The organism is Streptomyces sp. Y1, from assembly GCF_041053115.1.
Classification (GTDB): Bacteria; Actinomycetota; Actinomycetes; order Streptomycetales; family Streptomycetaceae; genus Kitasatospora; species Kitasatospora rubellomurina.
In genome coordinates this window covers 1,456,814-1,474,862 of the sequence record NZ_CP163445.1, presented here as the reverse complement: position 1 = coordinate 1,474,862, position 18,049 = coordinate 1,456,814, and the positions used below count along the sequence as shown (strand labels likewise).

Genomic DNA, 18,049 nt, shown 5'->3' with positions numbered 1-18,049 from the left:
CCAGCCCGCCCGACCCGGAAGGAGCCCCCGAGATGCCTGGCACCGTCATCACCGACCTGCGCCGACGCGGCGCCGTCGACCCCGGACGCCTGCTCGCGGGCCCGCTGCGCGGCGTCGGACTGCTGCGGCTCGACCCGGGCCGCAGCACCGAGGTGGCCGCGGACGGCGTCGAGCACGCCCTCTACGTCACCGCCGGCTCCGGACTCGCGGCCCCGCCCGAGGACGTGGCGGACGCCGAGGCGGTCGACGCTGGCATCCCCCTCGTCGAGGGGACCGCCGTCGTCCTGCCGCTCGGCAGCCGCACCGTCCTCACCGCCGGGACGGCCGGACTCGAGTACTTCCACGCCGTCCTCGCCGTCCCGCCCGCCGCCGCGGACCGGACCGGCCGTCCCGAAGGAGGCGAACCCCGGTGATCGTCACCACCGACAGCGGCGCCGCGATGATCGTGCTCGGCCCGAACGGCGAACGCGTACGCGTGCGTTCGCTCGCCCGGCGCACCATGCTCGCCAGCGCCTGCGAGACCTTCGACCACCTGCGGCTGAGCCCGGGCGCCCACCACGTCATCCCCGGCCGGCCCGACACCGAGACCGTCCTGCACGTGCTGCGCGGGGCCGCCGTCGTCGGCCAACTCTCCGACGCACCGGTCCACTTGGCCTCGGACGGCGACCTGCTGCTGGCCCGCCGGGGCAGCCCGCTGCACCTGGAGGCCGGGCCGCTCGGCGCGGAACTGCTCTGCCTCACCCTCGCGGTGCCCCGGCGCCGCGCCGGCAGTCGGGCCGCCCGGGCGCGGCGCCGCGCCGCTCGCCGCAGCCGCCCATGAACCGCGCCGGACCCGGGGGCCCGAGCACGGCTGGGACCGGAACGGGACGGCCGGCTCATGCGCCTGGGGCGGGCCGCTGAGCACAGTGATGAGCGAAGCGACCGACCGGAATCGGCCGCTGGTGAGAAATCAGGAGAACCACCTCATGAAAACGACCATCTCCTCCAAGCTGAGCTACCTGGCCGGTGTGGCCACCGGCGTGATCGCGGCAGCCGCCGCACTGCGCAACGCCTGCTCCGTCTCGTCCTCGTCCTCCTCCTCGTCCGGCGCCTCCTCGGAGTTCTCCGCCGGCGAGTCACCGGCGAGGGTCGCGGGGCCGGCCGGCGGCATCGGGTGCACGCCGGACAACTGCCCGCCGCATCCCGGGAACTCGGGCTGAACGACCCGATCCGAACCCGAACAGATAACAGCGAACAGATAACAGATTTCAACATCTGTTATCTGTTCGCTGTTATCCGTCATCCGTCACCTGTGCCCTGCCGCCTCTCCGTCGCCTTCCCGCCGCCACCGCCGCCCGCCGCGCGCGGCAGCATCGCCAGCACCTGCGTCCCCCCGCCCTCCGGCAGCGGCCCGACGGTGCACCGCCCGCCGATCTCCGCCGCCCGGTCCGCCATCGACCGCAGCCCCACCCCGCGCCCGTCCGCCGCGGCGCCGTCGCCTTCGACCCCGCCACCGCCGTTGCCGCTGCTGCCACCGTTGCCGGTGTCCTCCCGGTACCCGATGCCGTCGTCGAGCACGGTGAGCACCATCGTGTCCTCCGTCACCCGCAGCGTCACCTTCGCCGTCCGGGCCCGGGCATGGCGCAGCACGTTGTTCAGCGCCTCCGCCGTGATCCGGTACGCCGCCACCTCCACGGCCGCCGGCAGCTCCGGCAGCGGGTCCGGCGAGAGCTCCGCCGTCACGGTCAGCCCGGCCCCGCTGAAGGTGCCCGCCAACTGCTGGACGGCACGCGCCAGTCCGAACTCGCCGAGCGGCGCCGGCCCGAGCCGGTCGGTGATCCTGCGGACCTCCCGGATCGCCATCCCCAGGTCGTCCGAGATCCCGCTCAGCGTCCGCGCCAGCCCGTCGTCCGCGCAGCCCCCCACCGCACCTGGAGCCGCGCCCGGAGCTGTACCCGGAGCCGCGCCCGAGCCCGCGGCGGCGGACGACGCGGCCGAGGCCGCGTTGTCCATCCGCAGCCGCAACCCGGCCAGCGCGGGCCCGAGCCCGTCATGGATGTCCCGCCGCAGCCACCGCCGCTCCTCCTCCCGCGCCGCGACGATCTGCTCCCGGCTCGCCTGCAGGTCCTCCTGGAGCCGCAGCGAGGCGACGGCCGGCGACGCCTGGTCGGCCAGCGAACGCAGGATGTCCATGTCGCTGGCGTCCAGCCGGTCCTCGCCCGCCCGCAGCCCGACCGTCAACTCACCGATCGGCAGCCCGTTGTGGACCAGCTCGAAGCCCTGGCTGCGACCGTCCAGCCGTCCGGCGGTGGCCAGCGTCCGCCGCCCGGCCCGGGTGGAGACCGTCAACGTCACCCCGGGCAGGCGCAGTTCCTCGGCGACGGTCGCGCACAGCGCCTCCGGCAGCCGCTCCGGATCGACCACCTGACGCACCCGCCCCGCCAGCGCCCGCAGCACCTGGTACGGCTGCGCCCGCTCCCCGTAGTACAGCCGGTCCACCACCGCGACCGTCCGCCGCGCCACCCGCGGCAGCGCCGCCCCGAACAGGTACATCAGGGCGATCAACAGCAGCGCCGCGCCGCCGCGCCCGGGCAGCAGCCAGCCGGACGCCGTGGCGGAGGCGCCCACGAAGAGCACGGTCACCCCGGTGGCCAGGAGCAGCCCGATCAGCGCGCTGCGCGCCGCGCGGTGCAGCCGCCAGCCGCGGTCGCGCACGACCAGGTACCCGACCGCGACCGCCCACACCAGCCCGGCCGCGGAGAACAGCGCGTAGCTGAGCCAGAAGTGGGACGTCCAGGTCCGCTCGTACATGTCCTGCATCCCCGCCCAGAGCAGGTACGCGGCGAGCATCGCGCCCACCCGCAGCCGGTGCCGCCGGGTGTCGGCCGCATCCCGGTCCGGCCCGGCCGCATCCCCGACCGGCCCGGCCGCCGCTCCGTCCGGGCCGCTCGCAGCCCCCGCCGTGCCGCCCGCAGCCCCCGCCGTGCCGCTCGCCCGCCCGGCGGGCCGCAGCAGCCGGACGAGCAGCACCAGGGCGACGAACCCGATCAGGAACTCGCTGATCACCATGTCGTGGCCGTACAGGGCGGTGGCGATGCGTCGGAAGAAGACCGCCGGCGGGTTCCCGGCCAGCGGGTTGGGCCGCCCGTAGAGCGTGTGGAGATCGAGCTGCCAGGCCATCTCCGGGATCACGAACAGCGCGACCGCCCCGACGTACACCCACCAGAGCCGACCCGTCAGCCGCCCGCCCGGCAGCCAGAGCGGCAGCACGTAGAACAGGGTCACGTTGACCACGCCGCACAGCGTGCCGAAGGCCGCGACCGCGCCGACGATGCCCGGATCGGACACCTCGACCCAGACCGGCGCGGCGGCCGCGAGCGGCAGGACGGCCGTCAGCGCGTACACCAGCATCACCCAGCCGAGCGGGCTGCCCGGGCGATGGGCGTGCAGCACCATCCCGGCGGCGGCGGTCGGCAGGGCGTAGACCAGGGTGGCCAGTTGGTTCCGCGGGTGGACGACGTTCGGGTCGCCGAGGTGGCCGAGCACGTAGCAGGCCCACAGCGTCCCCGCGACGAGGCACACCGCGGTGACGACCGCGGCGGCCGTCAACTGCCGCTGGGCCGGCGTACGGAACCGGGGAGGGATCCCCGTGGTCATGGCACCACCTCGCAGACGGCCGGCCGCTACTGTTTCGAGCGCATACGGCCAGTCTCGGCCGCCCGGTGTCCCGGGCGCCTGAGGCACCGGTCTCGAATCCGGTGCCGGACCGCCGTGCGGACGACTCCCCAACCCCCCGAGCATGTCACGGAAAGTCACGAGATCATCGCTGGTAGTGTCGGCCAGGTGGATGAACAGCAGCCGGTGACACCCCCGGACCAGGCGGCCGACGCCCCGCCCGTTCGGGTACTGATCGTCGACGATCACCCCCTGTTCCGGGCCGGGCTCAAGGCGGCGCTGGAGAGCGCCGAGGGCGTCGCCGTGGTGGCCGAGGCCGAGCGGGTCGCCGACGTGCCGGAGGCCGTCGCCCGGAGCCGCCCCAACGTGGTGATCATGGACCTCTCGCTGCCGGACGGCTCCGGGCTCGAGGCCGTCCGCCGGCTCTCCGCACGGGAGCAGGCCCCGCCGGTGCTGATGCTCACCATGTCGGACGACGACGGCAACCTGCTCGCCGCCCTCCAGGCCGGGGCGCGCGGCTACCTGGTCAAGGGCGCCGGGCGGGAGGAGGTGCTGCACGCCGTACGGACCGTCGCGGCCGGCGGCGCCGTGTTCGGAGGCGAGGTCGCGGGCCGGATCACCGCACTGCTGGCCGGGGCAAAGATGCGCGAGGCCGGGCAGCTCTTCCCCGAACTCACCGCCCGCGAGGCCGAGGTGCTCGACCTCGTCGCGCGCGGCTACGACAACCGGCGGATCGCCCGGGAACTCGTGGTCGCGGAGAAGACCGTCCGCAACCACGTCACCCACATCTTCGAGAAGCTCCACGTCGCCACGCGCGCCGAGGCGGTCGCTCGGGCGCGCGATATGGGCCTCGGCGACAGCTGAACCGCCGGGGGGTGCCGGGAACGGCAGAGCCCCCGGGAGCGAGAAGCCCCCAGGGGCGGGCGAACCCGAGGGAGAGCCGGGGGTGCCGGTCCGCCGACCGGCACCCCCGGGGTCCTGCTGGACGACTGCGCCGCTACGGCTGCATCTCGTACGCGCCCGACAGCGCCTCGACGCGCGCCCACACCTTCGCCGCGCGCTCCGCGTCCGCGACCGGCCGGCGCACGTTCGCCAGCGCCCACGCGGCCTGCTCCTCGGTCGTCGAGGCCTTGCCGTGCAGCTCGGTGGCGTGCGCCGAGAAGTCGCGGACCAGGGCGTCGAAGATCTGGTCCAGCAGATCGGCGTCCACGCCCGTCAACTCCGCCTGCTCCAGCACCAGCTGGCCGTAGACGATCAGCGCGAACAGCTGGCCGATCTCCAGCAGGAAGTCGAGGTCGGCCTGCTGCTCCTTGCTCGGGGCGTTCTTCAGCAGCAACTCGCAGAAGGCGTCCGCCTGTTCGCGGAAGCGGGCGACGTTCGGCAGCTGCGCGTGCCGGTCGTAGGCGGTGCGCCAGTCGTGGAAGCGGATCGCGCCGAGGCCGCGGGCCGGGCCCTGCTGGAACAGGAAGGCGTCGTCGGCGGCGTCCAGCCGGGTCGGCACCGGGGCGTAATCGGCGGGCGCGAACAGGTAGTTGCCCATGAACTTGAGGATCAGCGCCAGGTTGACGTGGACGGTGCCCTCCAGCTTCGGCAGGCCACGGATGTCCTTCGCCGCCTTGTCGAAGTAGGTGTCCGCCTCGAAGCCCTTGGCCGCGATGACGTCCCACATCAGGTCGATGACCTTCTCGCCTTCGGTGGTGACCTTCATCTTGGTCATCGGGTTGAAGAGCAGGTAGCGGCGGTCCTCGGCGGAGGCGGTGCGGAAGTAGTCCACGGCCCGCGCGCTGAACAGCTTCATCGCCACCAGGCGGGCGTAGGCGTCGGTCAACTCGCGCCGCACGTGCGGGAAATCGGTGACCGGACGGCCGTACAGCACCCGGTTGCGGGCGTGCGTGACGGCCTCGTACATCGCGTGCTCGCAGATGCCGACCGAGGCGGTGCAGAGGTTGAACTTGCCGACGTTGACGGTGTTCAGCGCCGCGTCGAAGGCGGCCTGCCCGGTGTGCAGCACGTCCTCGGCGCGCACCGGGTAGTCCTCCAGGCGGAACTCGCTGACGTACATCTGCGCGTTCACGACGTTCTTGACCAGGTGGTAGGCGTCGTGGCGGCTGTCGGCGGCGAAGAAGACGTAGCCCTCGGGGCCCTCGACGTCGGAGCGGCGGCCGAACACCGAGACCAGGCCGGCCACGTTGCCGTTGCCGATGTAGTACTTGGAACCGGACGCGGTGAAGCCGCCCTCGCCGTCCGGGGTGAGGATCATGTCGGTCGAGTAGATGTCCGCGCCGTGGGTGCGCTCGGACAGGCCGAAGGCCATCACGTGGCCCTCGGCGAGCAGGCGGGCGGCGCGGGCGCGGACGGCCTCGTTCTCGCTCTGCCAGACCGGGCCGAGGCCCAGGATGGTGACCTGCCAGGTGTACCAGTAGCCGAGGCCGTAGAAGCCGAGGATCTCGTTCAGCTCGGCGATCCGCGCGGTGTCCCAGCGCTTGGCCGGGTCGGCCGACGACGGGGTCAGGAACTCCGCGAACAGGCCCTCCCGGGCGGCGAATTCGAGGAAGTCGGCGTACCAGGCGCGGTCGATGTAGGTGTCGATCAGCGCCTTCTTGCCGCGGGTCTCGAACCAGTCGACGGTCGCGCGCAGCAGCCGGCGGGTCGGCTCGTCGAACTGCGCGGGGTCGTAGGTGCGCGGGTTGAAGAGCATCGGGGGCTCCCTGAGGGTCGGGTGGAGGGAAGTGGCCGGCGAACGGGCCGGCGAGCGGGCCCGTGAGCGGGTCTGCGAACAGGTCGGCGAACGGGACGGCGAACAGAGTTCAGCGAACAGATTTCAGATGACAGCTTTCAGCGAACAGATTTCAACTTTCAAACTCTGTCATCTGAACTCTGAATCCTGTTCGTCGCCCGTGCCCGCGAGCCGTCGCAGGGTGGCGAGCACGTCGTCGAGCCAGGCGAGCGTCATCCGCTCGTACTCGATGCCGCCGCGCAGGACGACGTGCTGGAGCTGCTGCCGGGCGTCGAGTGCGGCGAGGTCGGGGAAGTCGCGCTCCTCGCCGTGCAGGTACCGGGCGAGGAGGGCGGCGTGGCTCTCGCGGTGCCGTTCGACCTCGGAGATCAACGCGGACGGGTCGTCGAAGGCGGCGGCCCGGATCTTGACGGCCAGTTCGTGCCGGACGGTCTCCGGCTCGACCGGCTCGCGCAGCCACTCGGCCAGCGCGGCCCGCCCGGGCCCGGCCGCCGAGTACACCTTCTTGTCCGGCCGCCCGTCCTGGGCGACCTCCTCGGCGGCGATCCAGCCGTCCGCCTCCATCCGCCGCAGCACCCGGTAGATCTGCTGGTGGGTGGCGGTCCAGAACCGTCCGATGGAGCGGTCGAAGCGCCGGGCCAGCTCGTAGCCCGAGCCGGGCTGCTCCAGCAGCGAGACGAGGATCGCGTGCTCCAGTGCCATGCCCGCATCCTGCTATGCAACGAGTTGCATAGGCAATGGCGGCTCGCGGGGTTGAGACGCAGGTCACCGGCGTGATCGGATGGTTATCGATCATTCCGGACGATCGGGTGCAAAACAATGGAGAAGGGACAGAATGGGTACTGGGCACGCGACTTCCACGGGAAGTGTGCGCCCCTCATCCGGACCACAGGAGGTGGTATCGGTGGCAACCCATATCCCGACGGGCATGGAGCACCATCCGGACATCGTCGAACTACGTGAACACTACGAGCGGGTCACCTCGACCCCCCGCGCCCAGGGCATCGAAGCCCTGGCCGTACTGGCCGGCCTCTTCCTGGCGGCATCGCCATGGATCGTCGGCTTCACCGCTTTCAGCACCCTGACCGTGACCTGCCTGATCGTGGGCCTGGCCTACACGGCGCTGATGGCCGGCTACGGATCGGCCTACGAACGCACGCACGCGAGGGCCTGGGCGGCCGCCGCGCTCGGCGTCTGGACGATCATCTCCCCCTGGGCCGTCTCCGGTTCCGTCGCGCACGGCAAGAACATCGTCACCTGCGTCATCGTCGGCGTCGTGATGTTCCTGCTCGGCCTCGCGGCACTCTCGATGGCCACCATGACGGCGAACGGAGCATCGATGCGGCGCGGCCGTGCCGGCCGAGCCAGGGGCTGATCGACCCCGCAGCCCGCGTCCGGGGCGAGGAGGGCCCGAACGGCCCACCGCGCCCCGGCGCACGCCCGCCCCCGGCCCGGCAGGGCCCGCGGACGCTCTCGCGGACAGGCCCCCGGGCCCGGCCGGGACCGCTACGGGTGCGTCATCCGCAGCACGTCCAGCGCCTCGTCCAGCTGTTCCTCGGTGAGCTCGCCCCGCTCCACGTAGCCGCGCTCCAGCACCACTTGGCGGATCGTCTTGCGCTCCGCCAGCGCCTGCTTGGCGACCTTCGCCGCCTCCTCGTACCCGATGTACCGGTTCAGCGGGGTGACGACCGAGGGCGAGGACTCCGCGTACTCCCGGGCCCGTTCGACGTTGGCGGTGATGCCGTCGACCGTCCGGTCCGCCAGCAGCCGGGCGCTGTTGGCGAGCAGCCGCACCGACTCCAGCACGTTGCGGGCGATCACCGGGAGCATCACGTTCAGCTCGAAGTTGCCGCTCGCGCCGGCCATCGCCACCGTCGCGTCGTTGCCGACCACCTGGGCGGCGACCATCAGCACCACCTCGGGCAGCACCGGGTTCACCTTGCCCGGCATGATCGACGAACCCGGCTGCAGGTCCGGCAGGTTGATCTCGCCCAGGCCCGTGCGCGGGCCGGAGCCCATCCACCGAAGGTCGTTCGCGATCTTCGTGAACCCGACCGCCACCGTGCGCAGTTGGCCGCTCAGCTCGACCAGCGCGTCCCGCGCGCCCTGCGCCTCGAAGTGGTCCCGGGCCTCGGTCAGCGGCAGGCCCGTGGCGCGCGCGACCTCCTCGATGACCGCCGCCGGGAACCCGGGAGGCGTGTTGATGCCGGTGCCCACCGCCGTTCCGCCGAGCGGGAGTTCGGCCACCCGGGGGAGCGTCGCCAGCAGCCGCTCCCGCCCGTGCCGCACCTGCGCCGCGTAGCCGCCGAACTCCTGCCCGAGGGTGACGGGCGTGGCGTCCATCAAGTGCGTGCGGCCGGACTTGACCACCGTCGCGAACTCGCCGGCCTTGCGCTCCAGCGCCTCCGCCAGGTGCTCCAGCGCCGGGATCAGGTCGTGCGTGACGGCGGCGGTCGCGGCGATGTGGATCGAGGACGGGAACACGTCGTTGGACGACTGGCTGGCGTTCACGTGGTCGTTCGGGTGCACCGGCCGGCCCAGCCGCTCGGCGGCCAGCGTGGCGATCACCTCGTTGGCGTTCATGTTGGACGAGGTGCCCGAGCCGGTCTGGAACACGTCCACCGGGAACTGGTCGTCCCAGCGCCCCTCCGCCACCTCCTCGGCGGCCGCCGCGATCGCCGCCGCCGTCTCCCCGTCCAGCACTCCCAGCCCGGCGTTCACCCGCGCCGCGGCCGCCTTGATCCGGGCCAGCGCGGCGATGTGCGCCCGCTCCAGCCGCTGGCCGGACACCGGGAAGTTCTCCACCGCCCGCTGCGTCTGCGCCTGCCACTTCGCCGCGGCCGGCACCCGCACCTCGCCCATCGAGTCGTGCTCGATCCGGTACTCCTGCGGCTTCCGCTCGTCAGCCATCGCGCGCTGCACCTCCTGTACGGGCCCAGGGCTCGCCTGGCGGCCCGGGACGGGTTTTCCGATCACGACAGCCGCGCGCGGGCCCCGGGTATTTCCATCGGAGGCCCGGTGATTCGGAGCCGCCTCGGGGCCGCCGCGGCGTTACGGGCGGACCGGCTCGGGGCGGACCGGCTCGGTACGGACCAGTTCGGCACGGACCAGCTCGCCCGGCTCGGTGCCGGCCTGGACCACCAGGTCGCCGCCCGGGGCCCAGACGCCGGAGCCGCCCGAGGAGTCCGGGAACACGCCGGTGGCCCCGGCCGACGTGGCGAGGACGGCCCAGACCCCGTGTGCGGCGGCCCGCGCCCGCAGGTGCCCGTCGCGCCGCTCGGCCGCTGCGGGCGTCGGCCCGTAGAGGGTGGACGCGACGTAGGCGTCGATGCCGAGCGCGGCCGTCTCCTCGGCGTGCGTCGGATCGGCCGCGTCCGCGCAGATCGCGAGGCCGAGCCGCAGGCCGTCCAGCTCCAGGACGACGGGCTTCTCGCCGGGGGTGAACCGTGCCGGCTCGCCCTCGCCGTGCAGGCGCATCTTCCGGTAGGCGACGACGGCGCCCTCGCCGGTGACCGCCAGCGTGGCGATGCTTTCGCGTCCGTCGCCCTCCGCGACCGGCGCGCCGACCAGGGCGGTGGCGCCGGTCGCGGCGCAGGCCTCGACCAGCGGGGCGAGGCGCTCGTCCGCCGGGTCGACGGCGGGCGCGGCCAGGTCGTAGCCGGTCAGGGAGAGCTCGGGGAACACCACCAGCCGCGTCCCGGCCGCCCGGACGGCCTCGGCGTGCCGCTCCGCGTTGACCCGGAGCGTGTCCGCACGCCCGGCTTCGGCGCAGGCCGGCTGGGCGACGGCGACGGTCAGCGGAACGGGCACGGGCATGGACGAGGGCACGGCGAAGCCTCCGGACGGGTGGGGTCGGTGGTCATGATCAACCTATGCGCCCGCCGAACGGCCGGGCAAGGCCGTTCGGACGCCCGCCGGCCGCGGTGGACGGCCGACCGGGCCGGCGCCACGATGGCGGCATGACCACCGACGCCGCCGCCCTCGCCCGCTACGACGAGATCGCCGAGGAACTCGCGCCGCGCGGTGCCCGCCGCTCGCAGATGTTCGGCATGCCCTGCCTGAAGGACGTGCACGGCAAGGCCTTCGCCGGGCTGCACGGCGACGAACTGGTCTGCCGGCTCGGCCGCACGTCGGCGGAGCACGCCGAAGCCCTCGCCCTGACCGGCGCGCACCTGTTCGACCCGGCGGGCGGCCGGCCGATGAAGGACTGGGTGTGCGTGCCCGATTCGGCCGCCGACCGGTGGCACCGCTACGCGCAGGCCGCACTCGCGGCGCCGCGCTGACACCGGCGGCCGCGCACCGGTCCGGCGTTTCGCGCCGTACTCACCCGAAGGGGTGAGAAAGCGGCCGGACCGCTTCAAACCGCCGCACGGCCCTTCGTACGCTCCACACCGGGACGGGCCGGGACACCGCCGCCCCGGCCCGTCGCATCCCTGCCCGGGCGACCAGCACGGCGGCCCCGGGTACGGCGATCGGCGCCGCGACCAGCGAGGGACCGAGGGCGGGCGGATGGCCACCGAGCACGGCGCACAGGACGCAGCGGGCGGCCGGGGGAGCGACGAGGGGAGCGACGAGGGGAGCGGCCGGGGGAGCAGCCGAGGGGGCGGCCGAGGCGGCGACCGGGAGAGCGGCCTCACCCGGCGGCGACTGCTCGGCGCCTCGGCAGCCCTCGGCGGCGCGGCCTGGCTGCTACGCGGAACCATCGGCCCGGACGACGCCGAGGCCGCCGCACCGGGCAACCCCGTCGCACCTGCCCTACCTGCTGGACCTGTCGTACCTGCCGTACCCGGCGCCGTGCCCCCGCTGCCCGCACCGCCCGCACTGCCCGCCGGCACCGAGTTGTACCGGCGGGTCTTCCAGAACTGGTCCGGCGAGATCCGCACCGACCGGCTGTGGACCTGCGCACCCCGCACCCCCGAGGAACTGCCCGCCCTCGCCGACTGGGCCCACGCCAACGGCTGGCGACTGCGCGCCTGCGGCTACCGGCACACCTGGGCGCCGCTCAACGTCGCGGACGGCACCCCGGAGAACAGCCGCGTCCTGATCGTGGACACCAGCCGCCACCTCACCGCCCTCACCGCCGACTCGCCCACCACCGTCCGGGCGCAGACCGGCGCCACCATGGAAGCCCTGCTCGCCCACCTCGCCGACCGGGGCCTCGGCCTGACCGCCTGCCCGGCTCCCGGCGAGATCACCGTGGGCGGCGCGCTCGCCATCGGCGGCCACGGCACCGCCGTCCCCGCGGTCGGCGAGACCCGGCCGGACGGGCACGGCTACGGCTCGGTCAGCAACCAGGTGGTCCGGCTGACCGCCGTCGTCCTCGACCCGGCCACCGGCCGCTACACGCTGCGCACCTTCGAGCGCGGCGAGGCCGACAGCGCCGCCTTCCTCGTGCACCTGGGCCGCGCGTTCCTCACCGAGGTCGTCCTGCGGGCCGGCGCCGACCGGCCGCTGCGCTGCGTCAGCCGGCTCGACATCCCGGCGAGCGAACTCTTCGCCCGCCCAGAGCCCGACCGCGACCCCGACCCCGACTCCGAGAGTGGAGGGGGCGGCGGGGGCCTGCTGGGAGGCTCGCCGGGCGGCGAAGGCCCGCGCACCTTCGCCGACTTCGTCGACCGCGACGGCCGCGCCGAAGCCATCTGGTTCGCCTACACGGACTTCCCCTGGCTCAAGACCTGGAGCGTCTCCCCGGCCAAACCGTTCGCCTCCCGGGCCGTCGACCAGCCCTACAACTACCCCTTCTCGGATCGCGTTCCGGAACCGGTCGCCCGACTCGTCGGCCAAGTCGTCGGCGGCGCCTGGGCGTCGGCCCCACTGTTCGGCCAACTCCAGTACCTCATCGCCAAAGTGGCGCTCACCGGCGACCTCGCGGACGTCCTGCTCTCCGGTACGGCCCTGCGCGACCTGCTCACCGGCGAACTGATCACCCACCTGCTCGCCGGCGGCCTGCGCTCCGACCTCTGGGGGCCGTCGCGCGACCTGCTCCACTACGTCCGCCCCACCACCCTGCGGGTCACCGCCAACGGCTACGCCGTCCTCACCCGGCGCGCCGACCTGCAGTGGGCGGTCGCCGAATTCGCCGCCCACTACCGGACGCTGCTCGACGAGTACCGGGCCCGCGGCGAGTACCCCGTGAACGGCGCGGTGGAGATCCGCGTCACCGGCCTGGACGACCCCACGAGCTGCGAAGTCCCCGGCGCCCGGCCGCCGTTGCTGTCCGCACTGCGCCCGCGCGCCGACCGCCCCGAGTGGGACACCGCGCTCTGGCTCGACGTCCTCGCCTTCCCCGGCACGCCCGGGCTGGAACGCTTCGCCCGCGACCTCGAACAGTGGCTGTTGCGCACCTTCGACGGCACCCGGGCCGGCCTGCGGGTCGAATGGTCCAAGGGCTGGGCCTACACCGCCGACGCGGCCTGGTCCGACCCGGACCTGCTCGACCGGGTCATCCCCGGGAGCCTGCGCGCCGGCGGCGGCCCCGGCTGGGACGAGGCGGTCGCCGTGCTGGACCGCCACGACCCGCACCGGGTGTTCGGAAACCCCTTCCTGGACCGGCTGTTGAAGCACGGCTGACATCCGGCATCCGTCATGTGACGAACCGTCAGATGTGCTCCATCACGATCACCGCGAGGGTGTCCGGAGCCAGCGCGCGGAACACGTGCGGTGCGTCGCCCGGGTAGCTGATGTAGTCGCCCGGGCCGAGCTCGACCGGCTCCGCGGACGGGCCGACCAGCGCCCGGCCGTTCCCGATCATCACGTGCTCGACGGTGCCGGGCATGTGCGGGTCGGAGGCCCGCGTCTCGCCCGGCTGCGCCTCGATCCGGTAGATGTCGCGCCGGGCGTTCGGCGGGCAGGACGACAGCACGGTGGCCGCGTAGTCGGCGCGTTCGGAGTGGGTCACCGGGCCCTCGCCGACCCGGATCACCTTGACCGTGGGGCGCGGTGGGTCGACCAGCCGGCTGAACGGCACGTTCAGTGCGACGCCGAGCGCCCAGAGCGTCTCCACGCTGGGGTTTCCGGCGCCGGACTCCAGTTGGGAGAGCGTGGACTTGGCGATGCCCGCGCGCCGGGCGAGCTCGGCCATCGACAGCCCGCTGCGTTCGCGCTCGCGCCGGATCGAGGCGGCGATCTGGCCGATCAGCTCGGTACCGGTGGGACCGCCGATGGGACCGCCGGTGTCCGCGGGGCCGGTGGGTGGGGTGGTCAGGGGGTCAGTCATGATCGCCGCTCACGCTTCCTTCGGGCTCCCGCTCCGACTGCTGGTGGCGTTCATGCTGCCACGGCCGTCGAGAGCGCCTCGCCGTTCGGTCTGCCGGTCTCCTCGTTCGGCTTGACGAACCGCTCCGAGGGGTTCACTCTAATGGACATGCGTTCGCTCCTTCGAACCCTGGAGCATGCCACTCTCCGTGACATCGCCCTGGTCTGCCTCGCCGACGCGCTCGTCGGCGCCTCCTTCGGCGCGATCAGCGTCTCCGGCGGCCTGCCCCTGTGGGTGCCGCTCGCCATGTCGGTGCTCGTCTTCGCCGGCGGCTCGCAGTTCGCCGCGGTCGGCGTGGTGCTCTCCGCCGGCGGCGCGCTCGCGGCCGTCGCCACCGGGCTGGTGCTCAACGCCCGGCTGCTGCCCTTCGGCTTCACCGTCGCCGACGTGCTCCAAGGCCCCTGGTGGCGGCGGCTGATCGGCGCGCAGCTGATCACCGACGAGTCCGCCGCGTTCGTGCTGCAACAGGACGACGGGCGGCGGCGCCGCGCCGTGTTCTGGACCTGCGGGATCGCCCTCTTCGTGGTGTGGAACGTCGCTGTGCTGCTCGGGGCGCTCGCGGGCGGAATGCTCGGCGACACCGACGCGCTGGGCCTGGACGCGGCCTTCCCCGCCGTGCTGCTCGCCCTCGTGCTGCCCTCGCTGACCGACCGCCGCACCCGAACTGCCGCCTTGGTGGGCGCGGTTGCCGCCGTCGCGGCGACGCCCTACCTCCCGGCCGGACTGCCGGTGCTGCTGGCCCTGGTCGGGCTGCTGTTCGCGGGACGGCCGGCCGGCGGGGCGGCCGGATCGGAGGTGGTCGACCCGGCCGTGGGGGAGCCCGTGTCGAAGGAGACCGTCCGATGATGCCGCTCTACGCCGTCCTGCTGCTGGCCGCCGGGACCTACGCGTTCCGCCTGGCCGGGCCGCTGCTCGGCCACCGCCTCGCCCTCTCGGAGCGGCTGCGGCACCTGCTGGCCGTCGCGGCCGCGGTGCTGCTGGTCGCCCTGGTGGCGACCGGCGCGCTCACGCAGGGGCACGGCTTCGCCGGCTGGGCCCGCCCGGCGGGCGTCCTGGTCGCGGGGGTGCTCGCGCTGCGCCGGGCGCCGTTCCCCCTGGTGGTCGTCGCCGGCGCGGCGACGGCGGCGCTGCTGCGGCTGTGCGGGGTGGGGTGACGGCGGCGTCGGCCGGCGGGGCGCGAACGGCGACCCGCGACTCGCGGCCAGCGGCCAGCGGCCGGCCCGCGAACAATGAACAACTGACAACTTTCAGCGAACAGATAACAGATGTTGAAATCTGTTATCTGTTCGCTGTTATTCGTTCGCCGTCAGCTGTTCCTGTCCGCCTGCACCTCGGGCCGCTTGCTGTCCCACAGCAGCTCCCACACCCGGAACACGCAGTGGTAGTCGCGCATGCTCCCCCGGGAGATCAGCAGGAAGGTGTCCCCGTCCCGGAGCAGCATCTGGTGCCGGGGGCTCATCGGGTGCTGCGGGGTGAACGTCGGGGCGATCCGCCTCAGCTCCTCGACGGCCTCCTCGCGCGTGCCCACGACCTCGGCGAGCACCTGGTGGCCCCAGGTCCGGTCCCTGCCCACGCCCACCACCTCCTCGACGACCAGTGCCCAGCGCCGCGTCATGTCCCGCCTCCCCGCGTCCCGGTGTCCCCGTGTCGTTTTCCTCACGCGCTCGTGCCCGCCCGACCCCCGGCCGCGTGCGCGATACTCGCCGGTACTCGGACCCCAGTCGAACGCCGAGCATTCCGCCGAGACTACAAGGAGCTTCGATGACGAAGCCGACCCGGATCGACCCCGCCGACCTGCTCGCCGTGAGCGACCTCCTCTCCGACGAGGAGCGGCTGATCCGCGACACCGTCCGCAGGTTCACCGAGGAGCGGATCCGCCCCCACATCGGCGACTGGTTCGAGCACGGCACCGTCCCGGTGCGCGAGCTCGCCCCCGAGCTCGGTGCCCTCGGCGTGCTCGGCATGCACCTCGACGGCTACGGCTGCGCGGGCGCCGGGGCGGTCGCGTACGGCGTCGCCTGCATGGAGCTCGAGGCGGCCGACTCCGGCCTGCGCAGCTTCGTCTCCGTCCAGGGCTCGCTCGCGATGCGCTCGATCCACGCCTACGGCTCCGAGGAGCAGAAGCAGCGCTGGCTGCCCGGCATGGCCGCCGGCGAGCTGATCGGCTGCTTCGGCCTCACCGAGCCGGACTTCGGCTCCGACCCGGCCAACATGCGCACCCGCGCCGTCCGCAAGGGCGGTGAGCGCGGCGACTGGGTGCTGTCCGGCAGCAAGATGTGGATCACCAACGGCAGCATCGCCGACGTCGCCGTCGTCTGGGCGCAGACCGAGGAGGGCGTGCGCGGCTTCCTGGTCGAGCGCGGCACCCCCGGCCTGACCGCCACCGACGTGCACGGCAAGCTCTCCCTGCGCGCCTCCGTCACCAGCGAACTCGCCTTCGACGAGGTCGTCCTGCCCGCCGACGCCGTGCTCCCCGGCGTCACCGGCCTGCGCGGGCCGCTGTCCTCCCTCAACGAGGCCCGCTACGGCATCCTCTGGGGCACCGTCGGCGCCGCCCGCGACTGCTACACCGCCGCCCTCGACTACGCCAAGAGCCGGATCCAGTTCGACCGCCCGATCGCGGGCTTCCAGCTCACCCAGCAGAAGCTGGTCGAGATGATGCTGGAGGTCGAGAAGGCCTACCTGGTGGCCCTGCGGATCGGCCGCCTCAAGGAGGAGGGCGCCGCCCGCCCGCAGCACATCAGCTTCGGCAAGCTCAACAACGTCCGCACCGCGCTGGAGGTCGCCCGCAGCGCCCGGACCGTCCTCGGCGCCAACGGCATCACCACCGAGTACCCGGTGCTGCGGCACGCCAACAACCTGGAGTCGGTGCTCACCTACGAGGGCACCAGCGAGATCCACACCCTGATCCTCGGCGAGGCCATCACCGGCGAGTCCGCCTACCGCTGACGGCCTGTCCGCGTCCGCCGGTCCCGGTCCGGCCAGTCCGGCCGGTCCGGCCGGTCCACCCCGTCCACTCCCGTCGACCCCCGTCGACCAGCGGAAATCCGGTAGCCGGGCCCGCCGCGGCCCGGCTACCGTCCCCTGTCATGAAGAGCGACCGGACCGCGCAGACGCCCCCGACCACCACCCTCTGGCGCCCCACCGGCCCGCAGGAGCTGGCGCTGGTCGAGGCCGCCGACTGGCGCGCCTGGCCGCCCCGCCTGCCCGAGCAGCCGATCTTCTACCCCGTCCTGAACGAGGACTACGCGATCAGGATCGCCCGGGACTGGAACGTGCCCGCCTCCGGCGTCGGCTACGTCACCCGCTTCGAGGTCGACACCGCCTTCCTCGCCCGCTACCCCGTACAGCAGGCCGGCGGCCGAACTATCCTCGAACTGTGGGTGCCCGCCGAGGAGTTGGACGAGTTCAACCGGCACATCGTCGGCCGGATCGAGGTCGTCCACGAATTCCGGCCCCAGTCGTGACAGGCCCAGCCGTGACGGCCCCGGCCGCGCCGCAGCGCGTCCTGCTCACCTCCGCCCAGCCCACCAGCACCACCGCGCTGCTCACCGAAACCGCCGCCCGCCGCGGCCTCGCCACCGCCGTCCTCGACGGCCCGGCCACCGTCGGGCACCTCGCCGGGCGGCCCGTCCACTGGTACGGCGGGCCGCTCGCCGCCGCCCGCATCGCCGCCCCGCTCGGCCTCGCCCTCCTCGAGCCCGACGACGACTGGCTCGCCCGACTGCCCCATGAGTTCACCCGCCGCCGGATCGAACTCACCACCCTCGCCGACGCCCGGACGCTGCGCCACCCGGCGTTCGTCAAACCGCCCGCCGACAAGTCGATCCCGCCCGCCGTCTACCCGGACGGCTCGCGACTGCCGCGCACCGGCGACCGGATCGGCCCCGACACGCCCGTCCTGGTCAGCGAACCGGTGACCTTCGCCGCCGAGTACCGGCTGTTCGTCCTCGACGGCGAGGTACGCACCGGAAGCCGCTACGCCCGCTTCGGCCGGCTCGACCCGGCACCGCTGACCGCCGACGCCACCGCCTTCGCCCGCCGCCTGCTCGACGCGCTCGGCGACACCCTGCCCGGCGCCGTCGCCCTCGACGTCGGCCCGATCGCCCACCCGTACGACCCGGTCGAGCACTGGGCCGTCGTCGAGGCCAACCTGCCGTGGTTCGCGCACTGCTACGCCGCCGACCCCGAGCGCGTCCTGGACGTCGTGCTGCGCGCCGCCGGCCCGGCCGCCGACCTCGCCGAGGCCGACCGCCGCTTCGTCCGCCGCCCGCCCGCCGGGCGACGCCAGTCCCGCCGGGCCCGGCCGGCCTCTACCCGGCCGACACGTCCGCCCGACACTCGCCGGACACCCCCCGTTCCACGGGCCGACGCCGGACGGTACGGCGGGCGGTGAAGCATGG

19 protein-coding genes are annotated in these 18,049 nt (G+C 73.7%); 12 read left to right on the top strand and 7 right to left on the bottom strand.

Annotated features, from left to right (window positions below; translation table 11 throughout):
* Positions 1-32 precede the first annotated feature (32 nt).
* The 3 genes from AB2U05_RS06230 (at position 33) to AB2U05_RS06220 (ending at position 1,199) form a co-directional block, all read left to right on the top strand.
* Positions 33-413: a hypothetical protein gene (locus tag AB2U05_RS06230; protein ID WP_045693115.1), complete on the top strand. Its 381-nt coding sequence runs from the start codon at positions 33-35 to the stop codon at positions 411-413.
* The gene (locus tag AB2U05_RS06225) at positions 410-820 is read left to right on the top strand and encodes a hypothetical protein (RefSeq protein ID WP_045710602.1); all 411 of its coding nucleotides are present in this window, start codon (positions 410-412) and stop codon (positions 818-820) included. The genes AB2U05_RS06230 and AB2U05_RS06225 overlap by 4 nt, the downstream gene beginning before the upstream one ends.
* Before the next feature lie 145 nt (positions 821-965).
* The gene (locus AB2U05_RS06220) at positions 966-1,199 is read left to right on the top strand and encodes a hypothetical protein (protein ID WP_157882004.1); all 234 of its coding nucleotides are present in this window, start codon (positions 966-968) and stop codon (positions 1,197-1,199) included.
* Between the two features lie 79 nt (positions 1,200-1,278).
* On the opposite strand, the gene AB2U05_RS06215 is transcribed toward AB2U05_RS06220, so the two are convergent.
* On the bottom strand, positions 1,279-3,636 hold the full coding sequence (locus AB2U05_RS06215) for an ATP-binding protein (RefSeq protein WP_369182652.1): 2,358 nt from the start codon (positions 3,634-3,636) through the stop codon (positions 1,279-1,281).
* Positions 3,637-3,822: 186 nt separating this feature from the next.
* Here AB2U05_RS06215 and AB2U05_RS06210 point away from each other — a divergent pair, with 186 nt between their 5' ends.
* Positions 3,823-4,518, top strand: coding sequence for a response regulator transcription factor (locus AB2U05_RS06210; protein WP_244178652.1), 696 nt, complete (start codon positions 3,823-3,825; stop codon positions 4,516-4,518).
* Positions 4,519-4,651: 133 nt separating this feature from the next.
* Here the strand turns inward: AB2U05_RS06210 and AB2U05_RS06205 are convergent, their stop codons facing one another.
* Together AB2U05_RS06205 and AB2U05_RS06200 are read right to left on the bottom strand one after the other, a co-directional pair.
* Positions 4,652-6,352 (bottom strand): acyl-CoA dehydrogenase family protein, encoded by a 1,701-nt coding sequence (locus AB2U05_RS06205; RefSeq protein ID WP_045693117.1) that lies wholly within the window; start codon positions 6,350-6,352, stop codon positions 4,652-4,654.
* Between the two features lie 168 nt (positions 6,353-6,520).
* Positions 6,521-7,093 (bottom strand): PadR family transcriptional regulator, encoded by a 573-nt coding sequence (locus AB2U05_RS06200; RefSeq protein ID WP_369182651.1) that lies wholly within the window; start codon positions 7,091-7,093, stop codon positions 6,521-6,523.
* A gap of 226 nt (positions 7,094-7,319) precedes the next feature.
* Here AB2U05_RS06200 and AB2U05_RS06195 point away from each other — a divergent pair, with 226 nt between their 5' ends.
* Positions 7,320-7,766 (top strand): SPW repeat protein, encoded by a 447-nt coding sequence (locus AB2U05_RS06195; protein WP_045693119.1) that lies wholly within the window; start codon positions 7,320-7,322, stop codon positions 7,764-7,766.
* Positions 7,767-7,897: 131 nt separating this feature from the next.
* Here the strand turns inward: AB2U05_RS06195 and AB2U05_RS06190 are convergent, their stop codons facing one another.
* A complete protein-coding gene (locus AB2U05_RS06190) occupies positions 7,898-9,301 on the bottom strand; it encodes an aspartate ammonia-lyase (RefSeq protein ID WP_045693120.1) in 1,404 nt (467 codons plus the stop codon).
* A 141-nt stretch (positions 9,302-9,442) separates the two neighbouring features.
* Positions 9,443-10,207, bottom strand: a complete 765-nt coding sequence (locus AB2U05_RS06185; RefSeq protein ID WP_369182650.1) for a carbon-nitrogen hydrolase family protein — start codon at positions 10,205-10,207, stop codon at positions 9,443-9,445.
* A gap of 143 nt (positions 10,208-10,350) precedes the next feature.
* Here AB2U05_RS06185 and AB2U05_RS06180 point away from each other — a divergent pair, with 143 nt between their 5' ends.
* Both AB2U05_RS06180 and AB2U05_RS06175 read left to right on the top strand, forming a co-directional pair.
* Positions 10,351-10,674, top strand: a complete 324-nt coding sequence (locus AB2U05_RS06180; RefSeq protein WP_369182649.1) for a hypothetical protein — start codon at positions 10,351-10,353, stop codon at positions 10,672-10,674.
* 226 nt (positions 10,675-10,900) lie between these two features.
* A complete protein-coding gene (locus AB2U05_RS06175) occupies positions 10,901-12,961 on the top strand; it encodes a cholesterol oxidase substrate-binding domain-containing protein (RefSeq protein WP_369182648.1) in 2,061 nt (686 codons plus the stop codon).
* 28 nt (positions 12,962-12,989) lie between these two features.
* Here AB2U05_RS06175 and AB2U05_RS06170 read toward each other — a convergent pair whose 3' ends face one another.
* Positions 12,990-13,607, bottom strand: a complete 618-nt coding sequence (locus AB2U05_RS06170) for an XRE family transcriptional regulator (RefSeq protein ID WP_078859648.1) — start codon at positions 13,605-13,607, stop codon at positions 12,990-12,992.
* A 147-nt stretch (positions 13,608-13,754) separates the two neighbouring features.
* Here AB2U05_RS06170 and AB2U05_RS06165 point away from each other — a divergent pair, with 147 nt between their 5' ends.
* Entirely contained in the window at positions 13,755-14,492 is a 738-nt protein-coding gene (locus AB2U05_RS06165; RefSeq protein WP_369182647.1) for an AzlC family ABC transporter permease, read from the top strand.
* Positions 14,489-14,800, top strand: coding sequence for an AzlD domain-containing protein (locus AB2U05_RS06160; RefSeq protein WP_045693124.1), 312 nt, complete (start codon positions 14,489-14,491; stop codon positions 14,798-14,800). The genes AB2U05_RS06165 and AB2U05_RS06160 overlap by 4 nt, the downstream gene beginning before the upstream one ends.
* A gap of 152 nt (positions 14,801-14,952) precedes the next feature.
* Here the strand turns inward: AB2U05_RS06160 and AB2U05_RS06155 are convergent, their stop codons facing one another.
* Positions 14,953-15,261 (bottom strand): hypothetical protein, encoded by a 309-nt coding sequence (locus tag AB2U05_RS06155; protein ID WP_369182646.1) that lies wholly within the window; start codon positions 15,259-15,261, stop codon positions 14,953-14,955.
* 146 nt (positions 15,262-15,407) lie between these two features.
* Here AB2U05_RS06155 and AB2U05_RS06150 point away from each other — a divergent pair, with 146 nt between their 5' ends.
* From AB2U05_RS06150 to AB2U05_RS06140, 3 genes are all read left to right on the top strand, one after another.
* Positions 15,408-16,595: an acyl-CoA dehydrogenase family protein gene (locus AB2U05_RS06150; RefSeq protein WP_369182645.1), complete on the top strand. Its 1,188-nt coding sequence runs from the start codon at positions 15,408-15,410 to the stop codon at positions 16,593-16,595.
* A 140-nt stretch (positions 16,596-16,735) separates the two neighbouring features.
* Positions 16,736-17,113 (top strand): ADP-ribosylation/crystallin J1, encoded by a 378-nt coding sequence (locus tag AB2U05_RS06145; RefSeq protein ID WP_369182644.1) that lies wholly within the window; start codon positions 16,736-16,738, stop codon positions 17,111-17,113.
* The gene (locus tag AB2U05_RS06140; RefSeq protein WP_369182643.1) at positions 17,110-18,042 is read left to right on the top strand and encodes an ATP-grasp domain-containing protein; all 933 of its coding nucleotides are present in this window, start codon (positions 17,110-17,112) and stop codon (positions 18,040-18,042) included. Before AB2U05_RS06145 ends, AB2U05_RS06140 begins: the two co-directional genes overlap by 4 nt.
* Positions 18,043-18,049: the final 7 nt, after the last annotated feature.

Coding starts and splice junctions, on each gene's coding strand:
- AB2U05_RS06230 (WP_045693115.1), top strand. CDS start 33: ATGCCTGGCACCGTCATCACCGACCTGCGCCGACGCGGCGCCGTCGAC.
- AB2U05_RS06220 (WP_157882004.1), top strand. CDS start 966: ATGAAAACGACCATCTCCTCCAAGCTGAGCTACCTGGCCGGTGTGGCC.
- AB2U05_RS06215 (WP_369182652.1), bottom strand. CDS start 3,636: ATGACCACGGGGATCCCTCCCCGGTTCCGTACGCCGGCCCAGCGGCAG.
- AB2U05_RS06205 (WP_045693117.1), bottom strand. CDS start 6,352: ATGCTCTTCAACCCGCGCACCTACGACCCCGCGCAGTTCGACGAGCCG.
- AB2U05_RS06200 (WP_369182651.1), bottom strand. CDS start 7,093: ATGGCACTGGAGCACGCGATCCTCGTCTCGCTGCTGGAGCAGCCCGGC.
- AB2U05_RS06195 (WP_045693119.1), top strand. CDS start 7,320: ATGGAGCACCATCCGGACATCGTCGAACTACGTGAACACTACGAGCGG.
- AB2U05_RS06190 (WP_045693120.1), bottom strand. CDS start 9,301: ATGGCTGACGAGCGGAAGCCGCAGGAGTACCGGATCGAGCACGACTCG.
- AB2U05_RS06185 (WP_369182650.1), bottom strand. CDS start 10,207: ATGCCCGTGCCCGTTCCGCTGACCGTCGCCGTCGCCCAGCCGGCCTGC.
- AB2U05_RS06180 (WP_369182649.1), top strand. CDS start 10,351: ATGACCACCGACGCCGCCGCCCTCGCCCGCTACGACGAGATCGCCGAG.
- AB2U05_RS06175 (WP_369182648.1), top strand. CDS start 10,901: ATGGCCACCGAGCACGGCGCACAGGACGCAGCGGGCGGCCGGGGGAGC.
- AB2U05_RS06170 (WP_078859648.1), bottom strand. CDS start 13,607: ATGACTGACCCCCTGACCACCCCACCCACCGGCCCCGCGGACACCGGC.
- AB2U05_RS06165 (WP_369182647.1), top strand. CDS start 13,755: ATGCGTTCGCTCCTTCGAACCCTGGAGCATGCCACTCTCCGTGACATC.
- AB2U05_RS06160 (WP_045693124.1), top strand. CDS start 14,489: ATGATGCCGCTCTACGCCGTCCTGCTGCTGGCCGCCGGGACCTACGCG.
- AB2U05_RS06155 (WP_369182646.1), bottom strand. CDS start 15,261: ATGACGCGGCGCTGGGCACTGGTCGTCGAGGAGGTGGTGGGCGTGGGC.
- AB2U05_RS06150 (WP_369182645.1), top strand. CDS start 15,408: ATGACGAAGCCGACCCGGATCGACCCCGCCGACCTGCTCGCCGTGAGC.
- AB2U05_RS06145 (WP_369182644.1), top strand. CDS start 16,736: ATGAAGAGCGACCGGACCGCGCAGACGCCCCCGACCACCACCCTCTGG.